Annotated in this window: 21 protein-coding genes and 2 pseudogenes; 21 read left to right on the forward strand and 2 right to left on the reverse strand. The window is 58.7% G+C overall.

Going from position 1 to position 24188, the window contains the following annotated elements; all coding sequences use genetic code 11:
* Positions 1-13 precede the first annotated feature (13 nt).
* The 11 genes from D6851_RS14195 (at position 14) to D6851_RS14240 (ending at position 13665) form a co-directional block, all read left to right on the forward strand.
* A complete protein-coding gene (locus D6851_RS14195; protein ID WP_120325564.1) occupies positions 14-1609 on the forward strand; it encodes an N-acyl-D-amino-acid deacylase family protein in 1596 nt (531 codons plus the stop codon).
* A complete protein-coding gene (locus D6851_RS14200; protein ID WP_120325565.1) occupies positions 1606-3033 on the forward strand; it encodes a serine hydrolase domain-containing protein in 1428 nt (475 codons plus the stop codon). Before D6851_RS14195 ends, D6851_RS14200 begins: the two co-directional genes overlap by 4 nt.
* A gap of 378 nt (positions 3034-3411) precedes the next feature.
* Complete coding sequence (locus D6851_RS14205) at positions 3412-3933, forward strand: RNA polymerase sigma factor (RefSeq protein ID WP_238474120.1); 522 nt, start codon at positions 3412-3414, stop codon at positions 3931-3933.
* Positions 3934-3978: 45 nt separating this feature from the next.
* Positions 3979-4935, forward strand: coding sequence for a FecR family protein (locus tag D6851_RS14210; RefSeq protein ID WP_120325566.1), 957 nt, complete (start codon positions 3979-3981; stop codon positions 4933-4935).
* A 1-nt stretch (position 4936) separates the two neighbouring features.
* The gene (locus tag D6851_RS14215) at positions 4937-7294 is read left to right on the forward strand and encodes a TonB-dependent receptor (RefSeq protein WP_120325567.1); all 2358 of its coding nucleotides are present in this window, start codon (positions 4937-4939) and stop codon (positions 7292-7294) included.
* A 204-nt stretch (positions 7295-7498) separates the two neighbouring features.
* The gene (locus tag D6851_RS14220; RefSeq protein WP_120325568.1) at positions 7499-9637 is read left to right on the forward strand and encodes a TonB-dependent siderophore receptor; all 2139 of its coding nucleotides are present in this window, start codon (positions 7499-7501) and stop codon (positions 9635-9637) included.
* 11 nt (positions 9638-9648) lie between these two features.
* Positions 9649-11109 carry a tetratricopeptide repeat-containing sulfotransferase family protein gene (locus D6851_RS14225; RefSeq protein ID WP_183030110.1) on the forward strand — a complete coding sequence of 487 codons (1461 nt, stop codon included), beginning with the start codon at positions 9649-9651 and terminating at the stop codon, positions 11107-11109.
* A complete protein-coding gene (locus D6851_RS17810; RefSeq protein ID WP_183030111.1) occupies positions 11102-11452 on the forward strand; it encodes an iron transporter in 351 nt (116 codons plus the stop codon). Before D6851_RS14225 ends, D6851_RS17810 begins: the two co-directional genes overlap by 8 nt.
* Positions 11449-12996, forward strand: coding sequence for a PepSY-associated TM helix domain-containing protein (locus D6851_RS14230; RefSeq protein ID WP_183030112.1), 1548 nt, complete (start codon positions 11449-11451; stop codon positions 12994-12996). The genes D6851_RS17810 and D6851_RS14230 overlap by 4 nt, the downstream gene beginning before the upstream one ends.
* Before the next feature lie 4 nt (positions 12997-13000).
* Positions 13001-13330 (forward strand): DUF3325 domain-containing protein, encoded by a 330-nt coding sequence (locus D6851_RS14235; RefSeq protein WP_120325571.1) that lies wholly within the window; start codon positions 13001-13003, stop codon positions 13328-13330.
* A gap of 5 nt (positions 13331-13335) precedes the next feature.
* A complete protein-coding gene (locus tag D6851_RS14240; protein ID WP_120325572.1) occupies positions 13336-13665 on the forward strand; it encodes a hypothetical protein in 330 nt (109 codons plus the stop codon).
* An 11-nt stretch (positions 13666-13676) separates the two neighbouring features.
* On the opposite strand, the gene D6851_RS17930 is transcribed toward D6851_RS14240, so the two are convergent.
* Positions 13677-13946, reverse strand: a complete 270-nt coding sequence (locus D6851_RS17930; RefSeq protein WP_210210370.1) for a hypothetical protein — start codon at positions 13944-13946, stop codon at positions 13677-13679.
* On the opposite strand from D6851_RS17930, the gene D6851_RS14250 reads away from it, so the two are divergent.
* From D6851_RS14250 to D6851_RS18380, 4 genes and pseudogenes are all read left to right on the forward strand, one after another.
* Complete coding sequence (locus tag D6851_RS14250; protein WP_238474122.1) at positions 13914-14243, forward strand: type II toxin-antitoxin system RelE/ParE family toxin; 330 nt, start codon at positions 13914-13916, stop codon at positions 14241-14243. The genes D6851_RS17930 and D6851_RS14250 overlap by 33 nt on opposite strands.
* Positions 14230-14559, forward strand: coding sequence for a helix-turn-helix domain-containing protein (locus D6851_RS14255; RefSeq protein ID WP_120325574.1), 330 nt, complete (start codon positions 14230-14232; stop codon positions 14557-14559). The genes D6851_RS14250 and D6851_RS14255 overlap by 14 nt, the downstream gene beginning before the upstream one ends.
* A 461-nt stretch (positions 14560-15020) precedes the next feature.
* Positions 15021-15098, forward strand: a pseudogene (locus D6851_RS18375) (FitA-like ribbon-helix-helix domain-containing protein); the annotation flags it as partial.
* 35 nt (positions 15099-15133) lie between these two features.
* Positions 15134-15328, forward strand: a pseudogene (locus tag D6851_RS18380) (single-stranded DNA-binding protein); the annotation flags it as partial.
* 308 nt (positions 15329-15636) lie between these two features.
* Here D6851_RS18380 and D6851_RS14265 read toward each other — a convergent pair.
* Entirely contained in the window at positions 15637-15882 is a 246-nt protein-coding gene (locus tag D6851_RS14265; protein WP_120325576.1) for a hypothetical protein, read from the reverse strand.
* Positions 15883-16537: 655 nt separating this feature from the next.
* On the opposite strand from D6851_RS14265, the gene D6851_RS14270 reads away from it, so the two are divergent.
* From D6851_RS14270 to D6851_RS14295, 6 genes are all read left to right on the forward strand, one after another.
* Positions 16538-16831 carry a ribbon-helix-helix protein, CopG family gene (locus D6851_RS14270; protein WP_183030113.1) on the forward strand — a complete coding sequence of 98 codons (294 nt, stop codon included), beginning with the start codon at positions 16538-16540 and terminating at the stop codon, positions 16829-16831.
* A 243-nt stretch (positions 16832-17074) separates the two neighbouring features.
* Positions 17075-17260 carry a hypothetical protein gene (locus tag D6851_RS17575; protein WP_147395491.1) on the forward strand — a complete coding sequence of 62 codons (186 nt, stop codon included), beginning with the start codon at positions 17075-17077 and terminating at the stop codon, positions 17258-17260.
* 494 nt (positions 17261-17754) lie between these two features.
* Positions 17755-19203, forward strand: coding sequence for an efflux transporter outer membrane subunit (locus D6851_RS14280; RefSeq protein ID WP_120325603.1), 1449 nt, complete (start codon positions 17755-17757; stop codon positions 19201-19203).
* Positions 19200-20276 (forward strand): HlyD family secretion protein, encoded by a 1077-nt coding sequence (locus D6851_RS14285; protein WP_120325579.1) that lies wholly within the window; start codon positions 19200-19202, stop codon positions 20274-20276. Before D6851_RS14280 ends, D6851_RS14285 begins: the two co-directional genes overlap by 4 nt.
* A gap of 3 nt (positions 20277-20279) precedes the next feature.
* A complete protein-coding gene (gene rbbA / locus D6851_RS14290; protein WP_120325580.1) occupies positions 20280-23039 on the forward strand; it encodes a ribosome-associated ATPase/putative transporter RbbA in 2760 nt (919 codons plus the stop codon).
* A gap of 1 nt (position 23040) precedes the next feature.
* Positions 23041-24168: an ABC transporter permease gene (locus D6851_RS14295; protein WP_120325581.1), complete on the forward strand. Its 1128-nt coding sequence runs from the start codon at positions 23041-23043 to the stop codon at positions 24166-24168.
* The last annotated feature ends 20 nt before the right edge of the window (positions 24169-24188 follow it).

Here is a 24188-nt window from a genome sequence, read left to right on the forward strand (position 1 = left end):
GAACCGCGCCGCCATGATGAAATGTCACCGCCTTGCCGGGCTTTCGCTTCTTGCTCTTGCTATGGCGGGATGCAGCGGCGAGAACGCAAAGGAAGTCGATCTCGTTATTCGCGGCAATCAGATCATTACAGGCGCTGAGGACAGCGACACACCCCAAAAAGGTGTGCTGGTGGTCGATGACGGCATCATTCTTTATGCCGGGGCGGAACTGCCCGATGAATATGATCCGCAGCGCGAAGTGGATGCAGGCGACGATATTGTCGCGCCCGGCTTTATCGATGCACATACCCACGCCTGTGACGATTTCGGGGCAGACAATTCCAATCTCAACTATCTGACACAGGGTGTAACCACAGTGTTCTGCGGCAATGATGGCGGCGGACCGACCGCTATCGAAGATACGCTGGCAGGCTATGAGCAGACCGGGCTCGGCAGCAATGTCGCTTTGTTCGTCGGCCATGGCACGGTGCGTCGTGCGGTAATGGGTGAGGAAGATCGCGCCCCTACGCCCGATGAGCTGATCCGGATGGAAAAGCTTGTCAGCGATGGAATGAAAGAGGGCGCTCTGGGCCTGTCCACGGGCCTTTATTATGCGCCGGGCGCCTTTGCCAAAACCGATGAGGTGATTGCCCTGTCACGCGTGGCGGCGGCATATGGTGGGGTGTATGACAGCCATATCCGCGATGAAGCGAGCTATGGGGACGGGCTGATCGCCTCGATCGAGGAAGTGATAGATATTGGCAAGGGCGCCGATATCCCGGTCCATATCGCGCATATCAAGGCGCTCGGCACCGATGTTTGGGGCAAGAGCGCCGATATCGTGGCGATGGTGGAAAAAGCCCGTCAACAAGGGGTGGACATCACAGCCGATCAATATCCCTGGAAAGCATCGGGGACATCGGTAGGCGGTGCGTTGTCGCCGCGCTGGGTGCTCGCCGGCGGGGAAGAGGAGTATCACGCAAGGTTGCGCGATCCTGCCCAATTGCCACGCATTAAGCGCGAAATGACCGATAATCTGCGCCGGCGGGGCGGGGCAGCAAGCCTGCTTATCACCGATCCCAAACGCCCTGAACTGCGCGGCAAGACGCTGGCCGACATCGCGAAAGAACGCGGCACACCCCCTGTCGAGACGGCTATCAATATCATCCTGACCGGTAATGCCAGGGTGGCGAGCTTCAATATGGATGAAGCGGATATGGAACGGTTCGCGCAGCAGCCCTGGGTGATGACATCGTCGGACGGAAGCACTGGCCATCCGCGCAAATTCGCCACATTCCCGAAGAAATATCGTGACTGGGTTGCGCGCAAGCCAGTCCTGACGCTGGGCGAGTTCGTGCATCGCAGCAGCGGGCTGACCGCCCAATGGTTCGGCCTGACCGATCGCGGTACGCTCGAACAGGGCAAAGCTGCCGATATCGTGATATTCAACCCTGAAACCTATGCTCCGCAAGCCACTTATTTGGAGCCGAAGAAGCTCAGCACCGGCGTTGACTGGCTGGTGGTGAACGGTCGCCTTGCTATCGATGAAGGCGAACCTGCCGATCTCAAAGCAGGGCAGGGGCTGCGCAAATCGGTCAGGGGAGAGAATGACGGGGAGGTGCCTTCATGACACAGCCTGTCTTTATTCGGCTGATTTTGGGGGCAGCGCTCATGCTGCCGCAGGTCGCCGCGGCACAGACACCGGAACAGCATGACACTGCTATCCAGCGGATTGTCGGCGATCCTGAGGATATGACGCAACCGGGTTGTGCGGCGGGGGTTTTCTCCCATGGTGAGCCGGTCTGGATGGGGGCTGGCGGCGCAGCTGATCTGGCAACAGGAGAAGCGCTGACGATCGATAGTCGCTTTTATGCCGGATCGCTGTCCAAACAGTTCACTGCGCTGGGCATTATGAAGCTGGTCGAGGCGGGTAAAGTCGATCTGGATGCCGAGGTGCAGACCTATATCCCGGATTTTCCGCATTACGATGCGCCGGTCACGGTGCGTATGCTGCTCCATCATATTTCCGGTATGCGCGATGCTTTGGGCCTGATGCGTATGGCCGGTGTGCCGGACCTGTCCAAGAGCGATCTGCGAACGGCGCTGCAATTGCTGCATCGCCAGAAAGCGCCCGATTTCACGCCCGGCACGCACTATTCCTACAGCAATGGCGGCTATCTCTTGCTGGCGGATATTATCCAGCGCGCTTCTGATATGCCCTATCAGGATTATATGCGCGAAACCGTGCTCGATCCCTTGGGCATGACGCGCAGTTTCTTCCTCGCCGCTCCGCCGCCACCCGGTACGATGGTGCATGGCTATAAGGCGAAAAACGGAAAATACGTAGTGCAGGACGATTTCCCGAGCTTTAGCGGATCGGGCGGGCTGGTCACCTCGATCCGCGATCTGGCCCGTTATGAGGCCGATCTGGCGGGTGGAAATATTGTCTGGATCGCGCAAACCCGGCAATTGATGCTGGCGCCCGCCTATTTCACCAATGGCGATATCGTGCGCGAACAGCACGGCCTCGTCTATGCCTCGGGCATTAAGCTGGGCAAGCGGCAGGGCCGTGACTGGATGATGCATACGGGCGCCTCGTCGACCTTCAAATCCGCCTATGGCCGATTGCCTGAGGAAGGGCTTGCTATCATGCTGATGTGTAATCGCAGCGATGGCGCCCCTTCCGATCGTATGGATGCGATAGCCGATCTGCTCGCTGGTCCGCCACCTGCACCCACGACAACCGAAAGCGATAAGAAGGGTAGCGAAAACAACGCGATACCATTTCAGGCCGGGCTGCCTGAAGACGGGCGCTATCATTCGGATGAGCTGAATGTCGATTACCTGCTGCACCGCAGGGGTGAGGGCGTGGATGTGCAGATCCTGTCCGCCTGGCCGGGCCATGAAGATCCCGCGGCAATTCATCATTTTCTACCCGATGAGCACGGTATTCTGCGCGAGGGCAGTATGAGCATTGTCCCGGCGGAAAACGGCGCGGGGTTCGTTGCCGGGCGCGGCAAGATCCATGGGATTAGGTTTCTGCCGAAGGATTGATGTGTCGCGTTTCACCGTCGGGCAAGTGATTTTTCGTAAGACAAAATGACCGAGGGTTTTCGCTTTCGAGCTATGATGCAAAATGTTGCGCAGGCCTGAAACCAAGAAATTCTGCGGGTTAGCGAGATTTTACGCACACATAATGTTGCAAAAAACACAACATGAAGTGCATTTTTCTCGTTTGTTGTCCGGCGCTGTCTGCTCCATATGGAACGGGCCTTTCAGGCATCCTCTCCCAAAACTATTCAGCCCGGTCTTTTGGCCGGGCTTTCTTTTTGCCCGCTTGCTTTTGCGAGCGAATAGCAATCGAATGGGTTCCTTCTTGCCCCGGAGAAATCTATCTGAGGGGAAGGGAGCAACCGAATCCGGTTTTTGAAAGTGTCTGAGAAAATCCCTTCGCAAGGTCTTGAAAGCGCCTTTCTGGCCAGTCGGGAGCGTTTACTGCGCTTCCTTGTCGCGCGCGGGGCGGGCGATTCGGCGGAGGATCTGTTGCAGGAATTGTGGATCAGGGTTTCCAATGCGCGCAGCGGGCCGGTGGCGGCCCCGGAAAGCTACCTTTTCGCCATGGCTAACCGCCTGATGATCGACCGCTACCGTACTGTAAAACAAGCGGAAAAGCGCGATCGCGATTATAGCGAAGCGAGCGGAGGCACGGTGCCCGGCATTTCCGATGCCCCCTCTGCAGAGCGGCAGCTTATGGCGCGGCAGGAGGCGATACTGGTGGCGCGGGAACTCGAAAAACTGGGTGAAAGGCCAGCGGCGATTTTCCGCAGACACCGGGTTGACGGGCTCCCGCAAAAGCAGATTGCGGCGGAATTCGGGGTCAGTATCAGTACGGTGGAGAGTGACCTCAGAAGAGCCTATCGGGCGCTGAGCGCACTCAAGGAGAGCCTGAAATGAGGCTGGCGGTGGTTGGCTCCGTCTTACGGTCAGGAGGCCCGTATTATGGCGCATGACAATTCGATTCGCGAAGAGGCGATTGGCTGGGCCGTGCGCACGGGCGATCCGGCTTTTGCCGATTGGGACGATTTCACCGAATGGCTCGAGCGTAATCCGGCCCATGCCGCAATTTACGATTCGGTGATGGCGCAAATGGATGAGGCGGCGGAGGCGCTGCCCGCTCTTCCGGCCCAGGCCGATAATGATGAAATTGCGCTGCCCCGGCAGAACGGCGATCCCGCCGCGCCAGCCACCACCCGGCGGCGCTGGCTGGGCGGGGGCATCGCGCTGGCGCTGGTCGCGGCGCTGGGCAGCGTTGGCCTGTGGCAGATGCAAAGCGGGCCGCGCGTGATCGAGACCGGGCCGGGTGAAATCCGCATGGTCGATATTGACGATGGCAGCCGCATTGCGCTGGCGGGCGACAGTGCGATCCGCCTCGATGCCGATCATCCGCGCCAGGTCACGCTGGAGCGCGGACAGGCACTGTTCACCGTAAGGCATGATGCAAGCCGCCCCTTCGAAGTCGCGGTCGGAGCAGACCGGCTGCGCGATCTGGGCACCGTTTTCGATGTCCGGCTTGTCGATGGCACTTTACGTGTGGCGGTTTCCGAAGGCGCGGTGATGTTCAATCCGGACGAACAGAAAGTGCCGCTCTCGCCCGGCCAGCAACTGACCAGTGAGAGCGGTTCGGCCGCCTATCGTGTGGCCTCTATCCCGCTCGCGCAGGTGGGTGAATGGCGCGAAGGGCGGCTGACTTTCAGCGATGCCCCGCTGCGCGATGTCGCCGCCGATCTGTCGCGCGCAACCGGCCAGACTTTCACTGTCACCCGCAATATGGCCGGGCGACGCATTTCGGGCAGCGTGCTGATCGATCCTGTGCGGGAGGACCCGGAAAGCCTCGGGCCGTTGCTGGGCGTAAAAATCGTGCCCGCCGTTCAGGGATGGAGCATTCAGGCACCCTGACATGCGCTTTTTCCCCGCTGCCCCTTTTTGTTGTCTGGCCGTGGCGGTTGCCACGCCTGCCTTTGCGCAGAGCCATGCAGTGAATGTTCCGGCGGGCACGGGCAGCGCGGCGGCGATGGCTCTGGCGCGCCAGACCGGCACCAGCATCGTGCTGGCCGACCCTTCGCTGGCGCAGAAGAATGTGCCTGCCATTCGCGGAACGCTGTCGGCCGATGCGGCGGTGAAGCGTCTGGCGGCGCTGCTCGGGGCAAAGCCGCTGCGTGCCGGGCCTGCCGGATGGCGGCTCGTGCCCGCACCGCGCCGGATCGCCCGGCCCGGCAGAGCGGCCCCGATTGCTGCGCCGCCCCCGGCCAGAGCCGCGCCGCTGCCGCCTGCGCCCGATATTATCGTGCTGGGCAGCAAGAGCGACCGGCAGCTGAAGGATTATCCGGGGCAGGTGGCGATTATCTCGGGCGATGCGCTGCGTTTCGGCGGCGTGGGCGGGACCGAGAAGATCATGCAGCGCGTGGCCAGCATTTCGTCCACCCATCTCGGTTCGGGCCGCAACAAGCTGTTTATTCGCGGCATTGCCGATAGCAGCTTTACCGGGCCGACACAGGCCACGGTGGGGCAGTATTTCGGCGATTTGCGGCTGAGCTATAATGCCCCCGATCCCGATCTGCGCCTGTCCGATCTGGAGCGGGTCGAAGTGCTCGAAGGGCCGCAGGGCACGCTATACGGGGCAGGCTCGCTCGGCGGGATCATCCGTCTGGTGCCCCATCCGCCGCAAATGGGCGCTGTCAGCGGATCGGCCATGGCGGGCGGATCGCTCACCCAGCATGGTGCACCGGGCGGCGATGCCAGCCTGACCGCCAATCTGCCGCTTAATGACGACACGCTGGCCTTGCGCCTCACTGCCGATGCGGCGAGCGAAGGCGGCTATATCGACAAGCCTGTGCTGGGCCGCAGCAATGTCAATCGCACCGATATTCTCGGTGGCCGGGCCAATCTGCGCCTTGCCGCGGGCGATGGCTGGACGGTGGATCTGATCGGGCTGGGCCAGACGACCGAGGGGCGCGATAGCCAGTATGCCGACCGCCATGGCCCGCCGCTGACGCGCGGCGCGCGCGTGACCGAAGGTTTCGATGCCGATTATGCGCAGGGTCAGATCGTCATTTCCGGCCATCTGGGGGACTGGCAGCTCCGATCCTCCACCGGCATCACCCGCCAGACGCTGGAAGAGCGCTACGATGCGACCGAGCCGGAGAGCGATCCGCGTCTGTTCACCCAGTCCAACCACACCGATATGGTCGCCAATGAAACCCGGCTATGGAAGCCGCTGGGTGAGCGCTGGGGCGCAGTGGCGGGCTTCAGCTACACGCATAACACCACAGAACTGACTCGCCTGCTCGGCACGCCCGGCGCCGAAGAGGCGGTGACCGGGGTGGAGAACGGGCTGGAGGAAGTGACTCTCTACGGCGAGGCGAGCATCCGTCTGGCACAAGGGCTGGTGGCCAGTGGCGGCGGGCGCTTCACCCGCTCACGCCTGACCGGCGAAGGCGAGGATGTCGATCCGAAAATGGCATTGATGATGGCCGCCATCACCGAAAAGCGGCATCAGACAGCCTTTCTGCCCTCCGCGGCGCTCAGCGCCCATGTGCTGCCCCAAACCACGCTCTATCTGCGCTATCAGGAAGGGTTTCGCCCCGCCGGTCTCGCTATTTCAGGCAATTTCGTCGGCCGCTTCCGCTCCGATCATGTGAGCACGCTGGAGCTGGGGGCCCGCCATGGCGGGCCGGGGCGCCCGGTCGAGCTGGGGGCGAGCCTTTCCTATACGGACTGGGACAATATCCAGGCCGACTATCTCGACAATGCCGGGCTGCCGAGTACCGCCAATATCGGGGATGGCACAATCTGGTCGGCCACGCTGGATGCCGCACTGGCGCTGGCCCCGCGCTGGCGGGTGGAGCTGGGCCTGTCTTATAATGACAGCCGGGTGAGCGAACCGGCGCCGCTGCTCTCCGCCGCAAGGCTGACACAGGTGCCCAATATCGCCAATATATCGGGGCGGATCGGCATGGATTACAGCCATATTTTCGCCAATGGGACGGTCCTTACGGCAAGAGGCTGGGCCAGCTATGTCGGCCATTCGCGGCTCGGCGTGGGGCCGGAGCTGGGCGGCAAACAAGGCGATTATCTCGATACCGGCCTTACTGTCAGGCTGGGCCGCGGCCCTTACGGTGTGACGCTGGGCCTGACCAATCTGCTCGATGAGGAAGGCAATCGCTTTGCCCTCGGCACGCCCTTCACGATCGGCCGTGAACAGATCACTCCCCTGCGCCCGCGCACCCTGCGGATCGGTTTCGACGCGGCATTTTGACCGGACCCGATCCTTTCTGGCGAGATGGAAACAGAAAGGGGCGGAAATAGCGTCACTGACGGCCAGCACTTTTCCAACATAATCAGGTGGATGAGAGCGGTAAGGGCACGCATGATCCACGAAGGTATACTTATATATTGCAAATGACTCTCAGTATACTTATCCAGCCCTCTTCATGGAGGCGGTTCAAAAGGGGGAGTTTGCATGAGCGGAAATCGCACAGCGGCAAGAAATACGGCATTGATGAGCATGACGGCCATGGCGAGTATGTCTGCGCCAGTCATGGCTCAATCGGTGTCATCCGCCGAAGATGAGAGAGAAATCATTGTCAGTGGCGATCGTTTTCAGAACTCGCTGATTAACCGGTTGCCGATCGAGCCGCAGGAACTGCCGTTCTCGCTGGACATCGTGGACAAAACCAAAATGGATGAGCGGGGTTTTATCAACCCGCTGGACATTCTGGAAACGCTGCCGAATGTCGTGCGCAGGCAAACCCAGAACCTGCCGACCGGCGGTTCCTATTTCATCCGCGGCCTCTATGCCACGGTTCTGACCAATAATCGCCCCGAGAACGATAGCCGGGGAGCGGGGCGGCGCGATGCGTCGCAGATCGAACGCTTCGAAGTGGTCAAAGGCCCCGCTTCGATCCTGCTGGGCCCCGTCATTCCGGGCGGCGCGATCAATCAGGTCACCAAATCCCCGCAGAATGACGATTTTCTCAATATTACCGCGCGGGGCGGCAGCTATGGCACCTATCGTCTGGAAGGCGATGCCAATGCGGGGGCGCTGCTGGGATCGGATGTTCTGAGCGGCCGGATCACGCTCGCTTACGAGGACCAGCAGACACCGCAAAAGCCCGAAAAGACCGAGACTTTCTCGGTACGGCCCGTAATCGAAGCCCATTTCAGTGACCGGACCCGTGCGCAGGCCTCGGTCGCTTATACGAGACGGGACAGTGTCCCCGGTTCGTCATTTCCCGTGAATGCGGATGGCAGCGTTCCCGATGTCTTCGATGCCAGGACCTTTCTCGGTGTTCCTGCAGAGCAGCTCGGCGAGGATATTTATGTCGACGCCGAGTTTCAGCACGAATTTCTGGACGATCTGAAGCTTGTCATGCGCGGCAGTTATCAGGATTCGGATTTCGACTATCAGACGAGTCAGGGTGCTGAGAATTACGTCGGCGGTCGCGGTTTCGGCCCGGACGATACGATGGCCTATGTCTATTATTCGCACGGCTATCGGGACACGGAGGTCCTGTTCGGCGATATTCAGCTTGTCGGCGGTTTCGACGCCTTCGGGCAGCGTCAGGATCTGGTGATCGGAGCCTCCGCACAACGGACCGAATTCGACAGCCAATGGGCTTTTGGCGGCCAGCTGGGCGTTGTCGACATCAATGATATCGATGGCGCGGTTTATGGCGTACCCGACTATAGTACACCATTATCCCCTTACAGCGACCGGAAGGACCGTCTCTATTCGGTTTATGCCGAAACGAATCTCCGCCCTGCAGACCATCTGACGATTGTGGCCGGCATTCGCTATGACGATTACGAGGTCACCAGTTTCGTCACGGATGTCTCGACACCGACCGACGATGTTACTTTCCGCATCGGGGCAAGCTATGAATTGCTCGACGGTCTCAATGCCTATGCCAGCTATGCGGAAAGCTTCATCCCGCAGAGCGGAACGACGCGCAATGGCGATGCCATCGAGCCGGAAAGCGCGACGAATTATGAAATCGGCCTGAAAGGGGCGGTATGGGACAACCGGCTGACCTTCACGGCAGCGGTTTTCTCCCTGACCCGCCAGAATGTGGCGACGGCCGATCCGAACAATGTTCCGGGGCAGCCTGCTTATGTCGTCCCCACAGGCGAGCAGAAACATGAAGGCTTCGAGATCAGTGCCGGCCTGAAAGTGACACCGGCGCTGAAACTGGAGATTTCCTACGGCTATGTCGATGCGGAAGTGACCGAGGTCATCAATGCGAATACCGGCCAGGATGTCGGCGATCCGGTCGCTCTCGTCCCCTCGCATACATTCAGCGCCTTCGGGTCCTATACCGTACAGGAAGGAGCGCTTCAGGGCTTGCAACTGGGCCTCGGCGCGCGGGGCATATCCCGGCGGCCCGCGCCGCGCTTCGGTCTGGAATATGGGGGATACACGCTGGTCGATGCGCTGATCTCTTATCCGGTATCGGACAGGATGGACCTGCAACTGAACGCGCTGAATCTTCTGGATAAGAAATACAGGGAAAGCGTGGGCTATGCGAATGGCACGCCAGCGACCGGGCACCGCTTCGGCAATCCCCGGACAGCCTATGTCACGGCGCGCCTGCGGTTCTAGCCGCCATGCCTGTGGCCGGCCGCGATCTGTATGAGAAAGGCGTCGCCTGCGAAAAAGCAGGCGACGTTTCCGGCGCGTTCGAGGCTTATCGCCGCTCGGCAAAGGCCAGCCCGCGCGTTGCGGCGCCTTATGTGGGGCTGGCGCGCATTCTCAGCGACAACCATCAGCGCGGTGAAGCCATCGCCTGCCTCCACCGCGCCGTCGCCTGCGAGCCGGAGAGCGCAAAGATCCGCATCCTTCTGGGGCGCATGCTCACTCAGGACGGCAGGCTCGACGAGGCCCGGGAGCAGTTCGCCCATGCGCTCCGCCTCGATGAGCAGGCCGAAGGCGCGGCGGTCGGGCTTGCCGGAATCTTCGAATATCTTGGAGACCGCATGGCAGCCGCCGGGATATATCGCCATCTGCTGGATGCGGTGCCTTGCCATGCCGAAGCGCTGGCCGGTCTTCTCGGCGTTGCAGAAGGCGACGCGCTGGAAGCGGCGCTGACCACCGCCCATGAATGTTTGCGCATGGCGTCCGATGCCGATGCCGCGCTTATCGGCTATGCGCTGGGCAAGGCGCTGGCCGGGCTTCACCGGCATGACGAAGCTTTCGCCGCATGGGCCGCCGCCAATGCCGCGCGCCGGCGAGAGGCGGGGGCGTTCGATCGTGCAGGGTTCGACGCGCGGATCGACAGGCTGATCGGGATTTTTTCAAAGGATTTCTTTGCGGCGCGCCGGGGCTGGGGCGATTCCTCCGCCCGTCCAGTGTTTATCGTCGGCCTGCCACGCTCCGGAACGACCCTTACCGAGCAGGTCCTGGCCGGCCACGCGCAGATTCATGGGGCGGGCGAGCTCGATCTGCTGACCGATATGGCCACCGGCACGCCCGACCGCCTCGGCCGGCCCGACCCGGCCTGGCCGGAAACGGCGCCGGAGCTGGAGCTGCATCATATCGCCGCCATTGCGCACGATCATCTGGAGCGGCTCGATGCTCTGGCTCCAGCAGAAGCGCTGCGGGTGATCGATAAGCAGCCGCTCAATTTCTGGCATCTGGGGCTGGTGATGCTGGCCTTTCCCAATGCCCGCATCATCCACTGCAGGCGCGATATCAGGGATAATGGCCTGTCCATTTTCGCCGAGGACTTCACGCCCGAGCAGCGCTGGGCGACAGACCTTGGCGATATCGTCCATTACTGGCGCGGTTACCGGCGGCTGATGGATCATTGGGCTGCGGCAGGCGATTTGCGGCTTATCGATATGCGCTACGAGGATCTGGTCCGCGATCTCGAAGGGCAATCGCGGCATCTGCTCGATTTTCTCGGGCTCGACTGGGACCGTTCGGTCCTGCATTTCCATGAGAAGGATCGGGCCGTGCAGACACCGAGCCGCTGGCAGGTGCGCAAGCCGCTCTATAATTCATCGAGCGGTCGCTGGCGGGCTTATGAAGGCCAGCTCGGTCCGCTCATCGCCGCAGCGGATGACCATGGTTAGGGCCATAAGTCGCCTGCGTATCGCCGCTCGCGTGCTGGCTGCGATCTTCGGTGCCTATGCGGTGACGGCGGGCATGACAGCGCTCATCGCGGTGCTGCTGGTTCGGATCACCGGTGTTTCGCGCCCGGATGCGCTGATGGCTGGCAGCATGATCGGCTATTTGCTGTTCGCCCTCCTGATGCTCTGGTGCTTTGCCGAGCGGCGTCTGGCGCGTGTGTGGCTCGTGCTGCTGGGGGCGGCTCTGGCAAGCCACCTCCTCGCCATGTGGACCGAACCCACCTTACCGGTGAGCGGGCCAGTGGACGGGCCAGCGGATGGGCCGGTGACAGGAAGCGCATCTTGACCGCGCCTGCCAGCCCTGACGATCCCGGCGGCCTGCGTCTGGCGCTTAACTGGTTCCACACCTGGTTCGGCCTCTTCGCCGGTGGATTGCTGTTCCTGATTTTCTGGACCGGTACGCTCGCTGTATTCGACCGTGAGATCGACCGCTGGATGATGCCGGATACCCGCAAGGCGCAAGCGCCGGAGATTTCCGCCGACAAGCTTGTACCCATCGCGCAGCAACTCGCGCCCGATGCGCGCAACTGGACGATCACCCTGCCCGATGAACGCATCCCGGTTGCGCAGATCATGGCGACGCCTGCCGATGGCGCGCCGGTTAGCCGCTATGTCGATCCTGAAAAGCTGGAACTGCTGCCGGATCAGGGCACGCTGGGCGGAGAGCGCTTTTTCTATCCCTATCATTTCAGCCTGCACATTCATGCCTTCGGGACCGGGCTGATCCTCTGCGCGCTGGCGGCGGTCATCATGGTGGCGCTGTGCATCTCGGGCGTTGTCATTCACCGGAAGATCTTCGCCGATTTCTTTACTCTGCGCATCGTCCGCAAGCCACAGCGCACCACGCTCGACCTGCATAATCTCTCGGGCGTGCTGGCACTGCCTTTCCATCTGATGATCGCCTTTACGGGCATCGCGATTTTCACCTATACTTACCTGCCCAGCGCGCAGATGATCGTCTTCGCCAGCGACCCGGCTGCGGCAAGCGGTGGCTGGTTCGGCCGGCCGGCGGCGGGCGAACCGGATGGGCCGCTCGTCCCGCTCGACATGCTGCGCGACAAGGCGGCGGCGCGCTGGGGGGGTGACCGTCCCAAGGTGCTGCGCGTGTTCCATCCGGGTGACGCCAATGCTTATGTGGAAGTTCAGCGACCAAGCGCGCGCACCATTTCCTACCGCAGTGGCACACGGGCGTGGTTCGATGGTGCCAGCGGAGAGTTTCTCGCCGCGACGCCCTATACCGGGACCATAGCGGCCTATGAGTTTCTCTACGGCATTCATGCCATTCAGTTCGATCACTGGACACTGCGCTGGCTCTACTTCCTGTCCGGCCTTGCCGGTTGCCTTCTGATCGCCACCGGCATGCTGTTCTGGGCTCAGTCGCGGTGCAAGCGGCATGAGAAACAGGGGCAGCGAAGTGCCCGCATGGTCGAGGCGCTGTGCGCGGGTCTGACATCGGGCCTGCTGATAGCAACACTTGCCTTTTTCATTGCCAACCGTCTGCTGCCGCTTGATATGGAAGGACGGGCGGCAATGGAGGCCTGGATATTCCACATTGTCTGGACAGGGGCGGCTCTTCACGCATTCATTCGCCGCGAAACAGTCTGGGCCGAGCAGGCATGGGCAGTGGCGGGAGGATGCCTGCTGGCCCTGTTCCTCAATGCCGTGACCACCGGCGATGCCTTGCCCCTGGCGATCATGCACGGGCTCTGGTCCACGGCAGGCGTCGATCTGGTGCTGTTGGCCAGTGCCGCAATAGCCGTTTGGGCTGCGCTCAAACTTGGCAGACGTCACGCCCGGAAGTGCAAGCCTGCAATGCGAGCGACAGGATAGAAGGATGCAAGATACACTGCTGCTCTTTGCTGCTTTTGTGCTGGCGACACTGGGATTTGCATTGCTGGCCTTGAGCCAGAAACAGCATTGGCGGCGGCTGCGCCCTCATATTTCGACAGGGCCGCCGAGATGGTTGCGCCCGGCAGGCTGGGTCTTGCCGGGTCTGGCCGCTGTCCCGGTGCTGATCCGAGACGGATTGGCCTTTGGCTTACTGCTTTGGGCCGGTCTGCTCACTGTCTCGGCAATACTGATTGTCGGGGCCGTGCTTGTTTTGGATAAGCGGGCTGGAAAGTCTGATATGGAGACGCGTGATGCGTCCCTAACTGAAAGGTAATCCCGATGATTAAATTCAAATTACCAGCCTTGTTTCTCTCTATCGCAATGTTGGCGGCTTGTGGCCAAAGCGGCAGCGAATATGTCGGCAAATGGGTCAGTACCAAGAATGAGAAAAACACCATGGTGATCGACCGGAATGGCGACGGTTTCATGGTGCGCATTTCGGAAACCAGCTTTCTGACGGGCAAGCCGCGAAACAGGAACTTCCCGGCGACTTTAGAGGATGGCCTGTTGCATTTTTCGGTCGGTATGGGCGAGGTCACATTAGCTGTGGACGAAGCGACAGGCCATCTGACTGGCGGCAATGCCGACTATAAGAAACAGGATGAATAACCGGTTTTCGGTCACTCGGTGATGGTCGCGTTAGCCACGGCGATATCCACCATGAGTTGGCTGTCGGGATTAGAGAGAGCACCATATTTGACGGCGTTGGTAGCGAGTTCGTGCAGAAGCAGTGCTAGTGACGTCGAGGCGTTAGCACCCACGGTCGCGTCGCACTGCGCGACGGTGGGCACGTTATCGAGGCAGCGCAGCGCATCTACGCCAACCGCTGGTTCGCCAAGTTCGCGGCAAAGGAAAAGATCAGCGATGCCTCGCTTGCTGATGCTGTGCATCGGGCCGAGTCCGGCCTGATCGATGCCGATCCTGGCAGCGGCCTCATCAAGCAGCGCATCTCGCGCCAGGGTGGAGGAAAGTCCGGCGGCTATCGCTCGATCCTGATTTTCCGTTCAGGCGAGCGAGCCATATTCGTGTTCGCCTTCGCCAAGAGCGACAAGGCGAACCTGAGTGCGGCGGAGCTGAAGGTCTATCGCAAGGCTGCCAGCATCATGACGGAACTGGGCGATGACGAGATCGAAACGGAAGTTAATGCAGGCCGATTGGTTGAGGTGAAAGACGATGAGCAAGGTTAAGGCAAAGACATACAAGAGCGAGGCGATGGCCGCCGTCCACGAGATGATGGAGGGGCTTCACGACGCGGGCAGCATCGACAAGCGCACCATGCGCGAGTTCGATGAAGCCTGTCTTGCGCCTGCTCCGGTTCTGTCACCGGACGAGATCAAAGCGATCCGCGAAGCGGAGCATGTCTCGCAGCCAGTCTTCGCGCGCTATCTCAACGTGTCGAAGAACCTCGTGTCGGACTGGGAGCGCGGCGCGAAGAAGCCCGGAGGTCCGGCTTTGCGGCTGCTGTCGATCATTCAGCGCAATGGGCTGGGTGCGGTTGCATGACAGCGCTGGGCCGCTAGCCAGCCTGATCCGCCAGGAAAAGCGGACGGTCGGCTCCCAGGCCCGTCAAATCAGGCCCGGAGCGACCGACTAGGGCGCGTAGCTGGCAAACTATGAAAGCAGGAGGGAGCCGCTTCTCGACGAACCTCCCAAATTCCTTTGACGATGAGGGGAGGCCATAGCCCGCATTCTCAAAGCCCGGAGCGGTGCGCGACCACGTTACGAGGGCCGGAAGTGTCCGTGGAGCGATCCTCTTTCGTACAGGGACCCCGCTCGTTAGGCGGTTCGTTTGCAATCGGTCCTTTTAGAACCGTCAACCACGTCCGCTGTGAAACGCGAAATTGCGTGTTGTCATCGAGCGCCAATTCGCTCTGTCAACCTAATACGGAAAAGATCTAATTAAGTTGATAATTCGCACCGGACTGATAGCATTATTTAAATTTGCTATCACATAGAGGCGCATCATGCCAGCTTTGACCGTTCGCAACCTTCCCGAGGAGGTTCACCGCGCGCTCAAAGCGCTCGCGGCCAAGAACGGCAACAGCACCGAAGCGCAGCCTATCGGGGCGACGATGGCGAATGGGTCGAGAAGGCAATCTGGAATCGAGTGCCAGTTTTCGGCAAGCAACGGGACCGCGCGGCAAAGCTCAACACCGGCGATCAGATCTATGTCGAAGGCGAAATCGGGCGCACCAGCTATACGAAAGACAACGATCGCGTCTTCGTCACCAACCTGAAGGTCTTTCGCTTCGGGGTTCTCTCCCGGAAATAACCGGGAAGGCCTGCCCCGGCCGCCCTATATATTCAGAGACTATTGAAGGAGCGAAACGGGGCAGGGCGAGGGCAGAAAGCGCGGTGCCATGGCGGCGGCAAGCTCTCGCTCCCGCGCGGCCCTTCGGCCTTGCGGAGCATCGCCTTGCCCCGCCGCCTGCCGGGCTCGCTTGCGTGCGCATCCGGACGGCCTTCGCCGCCCCGATGCATAGCCAATCCCGCCTGCCGCGCGGCTGAAACAATGAAGGGTCTGGACCCCCTTCCTTCGGGGTCCAGACCCTGACAAATCACAGGCACTATTATCTATATTTAAGCCGTTAAGAGCTGATGCTCATTGTCCGGTTTTTCCTGCATCGATATCACCTTATCAGGTGATATCTCGGCCGCCTTTTCAAGTATCAAAATCGCGCGCTCAATCCCGATCTTGCCAACTGCTTTGCTGAGCTGCTTTTCCTCTTCTTCACGGCGTTTCTGCTGAAGTTTTTTCTTGCGATCTCGCAATTCCTGTTCGGCCTTACGAATGGCTTCCTCTTCGCGTTCGAGTTTCGAACTCATACGGACTTCGAGTCATACTGATGTTGTTCCCCCTGGAATGATCTTAACGTGCCCTTCGATCCTTTTTTGCAAGTCCGTCATAAACGACGAACATTGCAAAAAAGGATCGAAGTTACCCACCGGGCTACGCCAGCGTGATAGGCGCGCTTCGCCCCATGGATAACTTTGATCCTTCACGATCAGGCAGCACCAGTTGATTGGTCGAAAGCCCTGGATTGCGAGGATCAAAATGACTGCCTTTCATGGATTGAATGACTGGCCATCCGGCCGGCCATGCCTCTTTTGTTGAAGGGCTCGTTCAATCGAAACCAGGGTTACGATCGACCGAGGAAAGGCAGGCGTCCCAGTCCCTGATTGACAAGCACACCCTATACGGCTGCCCCGTGGGCTAAGATATTGGTTTAAAACGAAAGAGGCTTTACCGCCTCGCGATGCTTTAAAGCATACACTCGACATACAACTTGATGCTATTTAGCATCGTGTTGTATTTTATGGCGCAAATACAGTAGTATACGTGTAGGCGATATGCCCTCACTCGCTCTTGGCCGACGATGTTAAATAGCATCACCAGCTATTATATAGACATGAAAAGCCGAAGCTGGTAATCACTCTCTCGCGATATCCGAACCAGACTCTTTTTATGGAGTTTGGTTTTATGAAAAACACAAAGCGTATTCAAATTACGCTGCGCCTTGATCCGCAAACCATGCGTGAGATTGAGGCGCTTTGCCGTGAAAATGAGCAAAGTGTTTCCGATGTTTGTCGGTCATTGATCAACGCAGGCCTGCCATTTTACAAGAACAAGACTGGCGTGGATTTGAGCCGGGTACTCCTGCTGCTCGAAACGATCTATCTGACTATGACTTTGCATCTCCAGGAGGATGAGCCAGAGCTCTTCGCACGTATCGATAAACTGGCCCGTTCGCATGTGGATGAACATCATGCGTAAGGACATCCGGTTCAGCAACAAAGCCCTCACGTTGCAGCATCGTTCCGCACGCGGAAAGGTAAAGCGAAACGCGAATAAATTTACGCGTGGATCACAGCTCTTCAGTCACGAAATGCGCATGATCTGGGCGGGCCTTCGAGTACCCTTTTACATATGGTGTGCCACTTTCGTTATCTCGCTCTGTGGCCTCACCTATTTCTATCTCGCCAATCACGAGGCACAACTCATCATCCGGCTGTGCAAATGGCATGGATGAAAGCGAAGAATACCCTCATCGCTTCAATCGTCACTGCCTGTGTCATTTGCATTCCTTTTACGCTCTGGTTTTTCAATTTTTCGACCCGCCGCGGGCGAGACATTCTGACCGAACGTCATGAGCGCGGCGCTGCAAATGGCGATATGGGCATCTCGAAAATCCATGGTGTTTGATGGTGCCGGGTGTTCACTGTCTTTGGTTTGCAAAGGAGCCAGTGATTGAAGGGGCGCCGGGGGCCCTCTGATCTTTCGAACCGCTAAGAGGCGTTGAGAGCAGCGCAGGATCTGGCAGCGGTGGTGGACTTCGCGATTTTCTCTGAGGCTGCGGGGCGGCGCTGAAACCCGCGCGGCAAAGGCGGACACCGGCCTTTGCCCCTGTTCTCATGCTCAGGATTTCGGCTTTGCGGGCGCTGTGATGGCTATATCTGCATCCTTTCGTTCACTTGGGCAAAGGAATTGAACCGTCAATAAGGCAGATAATCTTTTTTCTTCAATACCTTGTGCATATTTTACTGCAAAAATGTCGCATGGATGCCATATTTTTCAGGTTGCTAATGGAGGTTTTCCGGATAACCTGATTCTGTTTGCCGATTATTTCTTTAGTGATGCTTTGTGAAAGGGTGATGGAGCTGTTCCAAAACACGCATAACATTGCCCGCACAGGAAAAATGGAAAAATCACATTGGACTTTCCTTGGAGCGGTCACTGTGATTTTTCTCACAACCGGCTGCTCTTTTGCTCCGGATTATACCCGCCCCAAGCAGCCCGTCCCCCTGAAATTCGAGAATGCCCAGTCTCAAGGAGCCTCGATTGCCGGGATCGGTTGGCGAGACTTCTTTCGGGAAGCCGAATTGCAGCGCCTTATCGACCAGGCGCTCGCTCATAATCGTGACATTCGTATCGCGGCAGCCCGGGTGGAAGAAGCGCGCGCAAACTGGCGCATCGAGGGGGCCCCGCTTTATCCGCAGCTTGATGCAGTGGGAACCGGAACGCGCGGGCGCACCTTGTTTACGCTCCCGGGTGCCGGCCTTTCACCAGTCGATACGCGCCAGATCAGCGCGCAACTGAGTGCCAGCTGGGAAATAGATTTCTGGGGGAGACTGCGTAATCTGCGCGATGCTGCAAGATGGCAATATCTGGCAAGTGAGGAATCCCGCCGGGCAGTCGCGACCGATCTGGTGGCACAGGTGGCCAATGGCTACCTGCTTGAACGGGAATATCAGGAGCGTGAAGCGCTGGCGCAACGCTCGATTGAAACGCGCGAAGACTCGCTCAGGATCATGCGGCGACGTTATGAAGTGGGTTCCGGTTCCAGGCTCGATATGGCTCAGGCGCAGATTCTGCTGGCGCAGGCCCGAACGACTTTGCAGTCTCTCCAGCAAGACCGGGCAGTTAATCGTAATGCGCTGGCTTTGCTTGTTGGACGTTCTGTGGAAATCGGGCCCGGATCGCTCCGATTGACAGAAGAACGGCAGGATTTCGCCTTGCCGCCGGGATTGCCCTCTGACTTGCTCGTTAACCGGCCAGATATTGTCGCAGCAGAATATCAGCTTCTGGCCGCCAATGCGAATATTGGGGCGGCGCGGGCTGCGTTTCTGCCGAATATCAGCCTGACGGGAGCCTATGGTACGATGAGTGACGAGCTCGACGGCCTGTTTTCCGATGGCAGTGAAGTGTGGAGCTTTACCCCGACACTCAGCGTTCCCCTATTCAATGCCGGAAGGCTGCAGGGCAATCTGGAAGGCGCCAGAGCCCGTCGCGATCGTGCAGTGGCAGAATATGAGCGCACGATTCAGGTGGCCTTTCGCGACGTTTCGGACGCTATGGTGCGCCGGCGGCAATTACGGCGCCAGGTCGATACAACGCGGGAGCTGCTCGAAGCCCAGCGCGAGCGGGCAAGACTGGCACAATTACGTTTTGACAGCGGGCGCTCCGCATATCTGGAAGTGCTCGATGCGCAGCGGGATCTGTTCAATGCCGAACAAACTCTCGTGCAGTTAAGGCGTGCAGAGATTGCCAGCGTCGTAGCCCTTTATTCGGCTCTCGGCGGCGGTTTCGCAGCGGTGCCGGATGCGACTATCGAGCAGACACAGGCAACTGGGGAAGAGCAGCAATGAGGCAGGTGACACGAAAAACCTGGATTGTCAGGGGTGCTATTGCAGTGCTTGCCATAGTCGTTGCTCTGATTATCTGGCAGGCAACCCGGCCTTCGGGACTGCCTGAGGGCATTGTGAGCGGGAATGGCCGTCTTGAAGCGGTCGAAATCGACGTTTCAGCGAAATCGCCCGGACGTATTAAAGACATTATGGCCGATGAAGGCCAGCTGGTGAAGGCAGGGCAGGTCGTTGCCCGAATGGATGTAGCGACGCTTGAAGCGCAATTGTCGGAAGCCGAAGCCCAGCTCGCTCAGGCGCGCAATTCGGTCAGAATCGCTGAGACACAGGTGATCCAGCGTGAAAGTGAGCATGCCTCTGCGCTTGCCGTGGTGCAACAACGCGAGGCGGAGCTGAATGCTGCGCGCAAACGTCTCCGGCGATCGGAAATACTCGCTCGTGAAGGGGCCACCCCGCAACAGGAACGGGATGACGATCAGGCGACGGTGCAGGGCTCCGAAGCCACTGTGGAGGCAGCCCGTGCCCAGCTGGCTGCGGCGCAGGCGGCTATCGTGGTAGCGCGTAGTCAGGTGATCGGTGCGAGGTCAACGGTGGATGCAGCCCGGGCTACGATTGAGCGCATTAAATCCGATATTGCAGATAGTGTCTTGCGGGCCCCCCGTGATGGCCGGGTTCAATATCGTGTGGCGCAGCCCGGCGAAGTCGTGCCTGGTGGCGGACCTGTGCTCAATCTGGTTGATCTGACCGATGTAACCATGACGTTTTTTCTGCCGGAAGTGGTGGCCGGGAAAGTGGCGATCGGTAGCGAGGCACGTCTGATACTCGATACGGCGCCCGATTATGTGATACCTGCAAAAATCAGCTTTGTGGCCGATGTCGCGCAGTTCACGCCCAAGACAGTAGAAACCGAGAGCGAGCGGCAGAAGCTTATGTTCCGGGTAAAGGCGCGGATCGATCCGGATCTTCTCCGTCGTCATGTGCAACGTGTGAAAACTGGTCTGCCGGGCATGGCTTATGTGCGGGTCGACCCCGATACTCCGTGGCCCGATGAACTGGCAAAAGTAGTGGAAGAATAGCTGATGTCAGATCAGCACCCGCGCGATCAGACGGAGCAGGTTGTCCGTATTGCCGGGATTAGCCATCATTATGGCAAGACACAGGCGCTGGATGATTTTACGCTGACTATTTCTGCTGGTCAGATGATCGGTTTGATCGGCCCTGACGGGGTAGGCAAATCCAGCCTCCTTGCACTTATCTCCGGTGCACGGGCATTGCAGACAGGCCGGATAGAAGTCTTCGGTGGCGATATTTCCGATCATACGCACCGCAATGCTGTATGTCCGCGCATTGCCTATATGCCACAGGGACTGGGTAAGAATCTGTACCCGACCTTGTCGGTGGAAGAGAATTTGCAATTCTTCGGGCGACTGTTTGGTCACGATGCGCTGGAACGCCGCCGGCGTATTGACGGATTGACACGCAGCACAGGACTGGACCCGTTTCTGTCACGACCGGCAGGGAAATTGTCGGGCGGGATGAAGCAGAAGCTGGGACTATGCTGTGCGCTTATTCACGATCCTGATCTCCTGATCCTTGATGAGCCAACGACAGGTGTCGATCCACTTGCTCGATCCCAGTTCTGGGATCTGGTTGCCAGTATTCGACATCAGCGCCCGCATATGAGCGTTATCGTTGCCACGGCCTATATGGATGAAGCACAAGGTTTCGACTGGCTGGTGGCCATGGATGACGGAGCCATTCTTGCGACGGGAACGCCTGCTGAACTGCTGGAACGGACGGGGCAGGGCACCCTCGAAACAGCTTTTGTCGCATTACTCCCGGAAGAGCGTAAGCGTGGTCATGAACCGGTTACAATTCCGCCTCTGGAAAACGATGATCAGGACATAGCGATCGAAGCAAGCGAACTGACGATGCGCTTCGGTGATTTTGTGGCGGTAGATCATGTCAGTTTCCGCATCCGCCGCGGAGAGATCTTCGGGTTTCTCGGGTCGAATGGTTGCGGCAAATCGACAACGATGAAAATGCTCACGGGCCTGCTTGCTGCAAGCGAAGGAGAGGCCTGGCTTTTCGGGCGCAAAGTGGATGCGAATGACATCGCTACGCGGCAACGGGTCGGCTATATGAGTCAGGCCTTTTCGCTTTATAGCGAATTGACGGTTCTGCAGAATCTCGAATTGCATGCCCGCCTTTTCCACGTACCAAAGGATGAGATCCCGCAGCGCGTCGAAGAAATGATAGAGCGTTTCGGTCTTGCTTCGGTGCGCGATGATTTGCCTGAAAAGCTTCCGCTTGGCGTAAGGCAGAGGCTCTCTCTGGCCGTTGCCATGGTGCATAAACCCGAATTGCTGATCCTTGATGAGCCCACTTCCGGCGTGGATCCTGTTGCCCGCGACTCTTTCTGGCGGTTGCTGGCCGAATTGTCGCGTCGCGATCGGGTGACGATTTTCATTTCGACTCACTTTATGAATGAGGCGGAGCGATGCGATCGTATTTCGATGATGCATGCGGGCCAGGTGCTCGATAGCGATGCACCCGACAAGCTTCGGGAAAAGCGTGGCGCCAGCACATTGGAAGAAGCCTTTATCGGCTATTTGCTCGAAGCTGCCGGAAAATCGGCGGATGAACAGCATGAAGACACATCTATGCATATCGAAAGCGATTCCTCAGAACCGGTGAAGAGAGGTCGCTTCTTCAGCCTTCAGCGTATGGTGAGCTATGTCTGGCGCGAAGCGCTGGAGTTACAGCGCGACCCGGTGCGCGGGACACTGGCATTGGTCGGGTCGATTATTTTGCTGCTCGTTATGGGCTATGGCATCAGCACGGATGTCGATAATTTGCATTATGCGGTGCTGGATCGTGATCAGAGCAGTGCAAGCGCGCGCTACCAGCTCGACATATCCGGATCGCGCTATTTTATCGAACAGCCGCCAATCACCGATTATGAAGATATGGACCGGCGATTGCGCAGTGGTGATCTGGCGCTGGCGCTTGAAATTCCGGCGGGTTTCGGCCGGGATCTGACACGTGGAAGAGATGTGGCCATCGGCGCCTGGTTTGACGGCGCAATGCCGCAGCGTGCGGAAACGGTGCAGGGTTATATTCAGGGCATGCATCAGCATTGGCTGGCCGAGCAATTGCGTATGCAAGGGGGGCTAGACAGCAATTCTGCCGGCAATGTCTCGATCGAAAATCGTTTCCGCTACAATCCCGATGTTGAGAGCCTTCCCTCCATGGTCCCCGCGGTGATCCCGCTGCTGTTGTTGATGCTTCCAGCCATGCTGACAGCGCTTGCCGTGGTGCGGGAGAAGGAAATGGGATCGATCATCAATCTTTATGTGACACCGGTCACACGATCTGAATTCATGCTCGGTAAGCAACTCCCTTATGTCGCACTGGCCATGATGAACTTCGCAGTCATGGTAGGTATGGCTGTATTCCTGTTTGATGTGCCGGTGAAAGGCAGCCTGTTGACACTGACGCTGGCAGCCCTGCTTTTCTGCATCACGGCAACAGGTATGGGGCTGCTGGCTTCCGCTATAACCCGCAGCCAGATTGCGGCGATGTTCCTGGCCATGGTGGGAACATTGATCCCGGCGGTTACCTTCGGCGGAATGATCGATCCGGTGTCGTCTCTGGAAGGGATCGGCCAGCTGATCGGCCAGATTTTTCCGGCAAGCCATATGTTCACAATCAGCCGGGGCGTATTCAACAAGGGCCTCAATTTCAGTGACCTTGTGGGTTCTTTCTGGCCGCTCTTGCTGTCTGTCCCGGTGATCCTTGGTTCCTCTATAGTCCTTTTGAGCAGGCAGGAGAGCTGAGATGAAATATAAGTTTCTCAATATCTACCGCCTTGGGGTCAAGGAATTGTGGAGTTTGTGGCGCGATCCGATCATGCTGGTCCTGATCGTCTTCACCTTCACTTTTTCCGTTTACAGCTCGGCTTCTTCCATGCCTGAAACATTACACAATGCGCCTATTGCCATTGTTGATGAAGACCGCTCGCCTTTGTCGCAGCGAATAGTATCGGCTTTCTATCCGCCGCAATTCATGCAGCCGGTTATGATTGCACCGTCTGAAATCGATCCCGGAATGGATTCGGGTGTCTATACTTTCGTGCTTCACATTCCTGCCGGATTCCAGCGCGATGTGCTGGCGGGCAGGACTGCCGAAATTCAGCTCAACACTGATGCGACCCGCATGACGCAGGCTTTTACCGGCAGCGGCTATATTCAGCAGATAGCGCTGGGAGAAGTCGAGGAGTTTGTCAGTCGAACCCGCAACCGGCAAAGCTCGCCAGTCGAGCTGGAATTGCGGGCACGGTTCAATCCTACGCTCGATAAGTCCTGGTTTGGCGGACTTTCCCAGATCATTAACCAGATTACCATGTTGTCCATCATTCTGACCGGTGCGGCCCTTATCCGGGAGCGTGAGCACGGGACTATCGAACATCTGCTGGTTATGCCTGTCACTTCTGCAGAAATCATGTTGTCCAAAATATGGTCTATGGGGCTTGTCGTTCTGCTCGCCTCGTTTCTGTCGCTGAAACTGGTCGTTCAGGGTATGCTCGATGTGCCGGTTATCGGTTCGTTGCCGTTATTTTTCACTGGCGCCGCCCTGGTTTTGTTTTCGACCACATCGATGGGGATTTTTATGGCAACGCTGGCGCGCAATATGCCGCAATTCGGTATGCTGGCTGTGCTGGTGCTCTTGCCGCTCCAGATGCTCTCCGGCGGCACCACACCGCGCGAAAGTATGCCGGATATCGTGCAAGATATCATGCTGGCGGCCCCAACCACGCATTTTGTGGAACTAGGGCAGGCCATTCTGTTTCGCGGGGCGGGATTTGATGTGGTCTGGCCGCAAATGCTGGCAGTCACCGTAATCGGCGGGGTCTTTTTTATCATTGCGCTTTCCCGTTTCCGTAACACCATTTCATCAATGGCCTGATCCGTTCATTTCCTGTCTTT

It is taken from the genome of Altericroceibacterium spongiae (genome assembly GCF_003610805.1).
GTDB classification, from domain to species: domain Bacteria; phylum Pseudomonadota; class Alphaproteobacteria; order Sphingomonadales; family Sphingomonadaceae; genus Altericroceibacterium; species Altericroceibacterium spongiae.